The organism is uncultured Arenimonas sp. (assembly GCF_963976025.1).
Taxonomy (GTDB): domain Bacteria; phylum Pseudomonadota; class Gammaproteobacteria; order Xanthomonadales; family Xanthomonadaceae; genus Arenimonas.
Genome location: NZ_CAXBJS010000265.1, coordinates 1 through 2,483, shown reverse-complemented (window position 1 = coordinate 2,483; position 2,483 = coordinate 1). Strand labels below are relative to the sequence as shown.

The window sequence follows — 2,483 nt, the reverse complement described above, 5'->3', positions numbered from 1 at the left end:
CAAGAGCACCCGCCAGCAGCGGGCCCAGGAAAACTGGAATCGCAAGGTCGCGGTCTGGTCCGGGCAGCACAGCGAGTTCCTGGCCAATGGCCTGCGCCGCAACCTGGTCAACCAGCTGTTCGAGCAGTACAGCACCGAGAACCCGAGCCTCTCGGATGAAGAGCTGATCGCGAAGGTCGAGAAGGATGCCTTCGAAGCGTTCAACTACACGCCGGCGGCGTCGGCTGGTCAGGACGCTGGGGGCGCCGCTGGGGCGGCCGCTGGCGCCGCCGGCGCCTCCAAGCCCGACAACCCGCACGCGGCCCGCAACGCCGCTGACGCTCGCGCACAGGCGGCCGCGTCCGGCACCCCGACGCCGATCACGGGCGGGCAGGGCGATCGCAGTGCGCATCAGGAGATCGACCTGAGCAAGATGAAGCCCGGCCAGTTCGGCGCGCTGCCGAAGGAGACGCAGGACAAGCTGATGGGCATTACCGAGTAGGACCGTTCGGCCCACCCACCGGAGCCGCGCCCGCCGCGCGGCTCGCTCGTCGAGAACGACGCTTCCGCAGCACCGCCTGCGATACCAACCGAGTCCCTGGCCACGGTACTGGCCCAGCTCGCAGGGCTGATCTCTGCGCTTCCGCGGCGACCGGCGAGACAGGTCTCAACCCCGATTTCCAGACCTATCACCCATTCAGGGAGAGACACCCATGTCCGGCAATTTCACCGACTACGGGGCCATGCAGCCGCAGCAGAAGTACGCCTGGGGCCACAAAGCCTACGAAGAGTTCGTCGAGAACTTCTTCTTCACCAAGATGCTCGGCAATGGCCACCAGGCCATCATCGAGCACGTCACCGAGCTCACCAAGAACAGCAAGGGTGAGGTCGGCGCCTACTTCCACCTGATCCCCCGCCTGACCGGCGGCGGTGTGTTCGGCGACAACCAGCTCGAAGGCCGCGAGCGAACCTCCGAAGCCCACTGGCAGAAGATCGAGTTCGATCAGCTGCGCAACGCCATCAAGAACAAGGGCAAGCTGGCCGACCAGAAGTCGGTGATCCAGTTCCGCAAGACCGGCCGGCCGTTGATGGCCAACTGGCTCGCGGACAGCTGGGAAGAGCAGGCGGTGCTCGTCGCCTCCGGCATTGGCTTCGAGTACAACACCGACGGCTCCGTGCGCGAGAACCCGGAGGGCCAGGATCCCTGGACCCAGCTGGCCTACGCCTCGGACGTGCAGCCGCCGTCCGCCAACCGCCACTTCCGCTGGGATGCGACCGATGGCCTGGTGGCTGGCGACACGGACGCCCTGGCGGCCGTCGACGTCCCGACGTACGACCTGATCCCCGAGCTCAAGGCCAAGGCTGCGATGAAGCGCATCCCGCCGCTGAAGGTCGGTGGCAAGAACTACTACGTCTGGCTGGTGCACGAGAACACCATGGCGCGGCTGTACCGCAATGCCGACTTCCGTTCCTCGCTGGTCGGCGCGGATGCCCGTGGCGCGAACCACAAGATCTTCACCGGCGCGCTGGTGACGATGAACGGCCTGATCATCCAGTCGTATGCCCGCGTGTTCAGCACGCTGGGTGCGGCGTCGGGCAGCAAGTGGGGCGGCGACGGCACCGTCAACGGCACCCGCTCGCTGCTCCTGGGTGCGCAGGCCCTGGCCCTGGCCGACCTCGGTGTCCCGGAGTGGATCGAGATCGACAAGGACTACGAGAACCGGTCCGGCCTGGCGATCGCCAAGATGGGCGGCTGGCTCAAGCCGCAGTTCCCGTCGTCCTACGACGGTGGCTCGGTCGAGGACTTCGGCGTGATGGCCGTCGACCTGGCGCTGTAACAGGCGCTTTCCGGCGTTACAGCGGCCGCCCCCGGGCGGCCGCTGCTTTCGCGCACTGAAAACCCCTTCTCTCGAGGTACACCGCCATGAGCACCAATATCGTCGCGCGCCAGATGGTGCGCTCCGTCGTCGCTGACCTGGGCCCGAGCAACATGGGCGCGGGCAACGGCTTTACCGCCAAGCTCCCGCAGGGCGCCGTACTGGCCCGGCTGATCGCCCTGACGATCACCGCCTTCAACAGCGCGACCACCTCCACCCTCACCGTCACCGATGGCACGACCGTCTTCGTCAACGCTGTGGACGTGCAGTCCACCGGTTCTGAGACGGTGGCCAACGCGCCGAAGTTCTACCCGGCCGGCGGCGAGCTGCAGTTCAACCTCGCCGAAACCGGTGCCGCAGCGACGGCGGGCCGCGTCGTCGTGATCGCGGAGTACTACTCCGTCGGCATCGGCGACGAGGTCTACGGCTAAGCCTCGGGTGGCCCGGCCTCGGCCGGGCCACCCCCCTACGCGAGGATTCCCCCATGAAATTTCGACACCACGCTGGCGTTCGCTTGGCCCTGCTCTCGGGCCACATCGCGCTCGTCGGTACCGAGTGGCGCACGCTCCACGAACGCTTCCACCAGGAAGCCCTGACCAAGGGCTGCCAGTGCGACCAGACCTTCAT

Annotated in this window: 3 protein-coding genes; all 3 read left to right on the top strand. The window is 67.1% G+C overall.

Annotated features, from left to right (window positions below):
- The coding region (locus AACZ35_RS13905; RefSeq protein WP_339830301.1) for a hypothetical protein at window positions 1-481 on the top strand (481 nt) is incomplete at its 5' end.
- Window positions 482-692: 211 nt separating this feature from the next.
- Complete coding sequence (locus AACZ35_RS13900) at window positions 693-1,817, top strand: DUF4043 family protein (RefSeq protein ID WP_339830299.1); 1,125 nt, start codon at window positions 693-695, stop codon at window positions 1,815-1,817.
- Between the two features lie 86 nt (window positions 1,818-1,903).
- Entirely contained in the window at window positions 1,904-2,287 is a 384-nt protein-coding gene (locus tag AACZ35_RS13895; RefSeq protein ID WP_339830297.1) for a hypothetical protein, read from the top strand.
- Window positions 2,288-2,483: the final 196 nt, after the last annotated feature.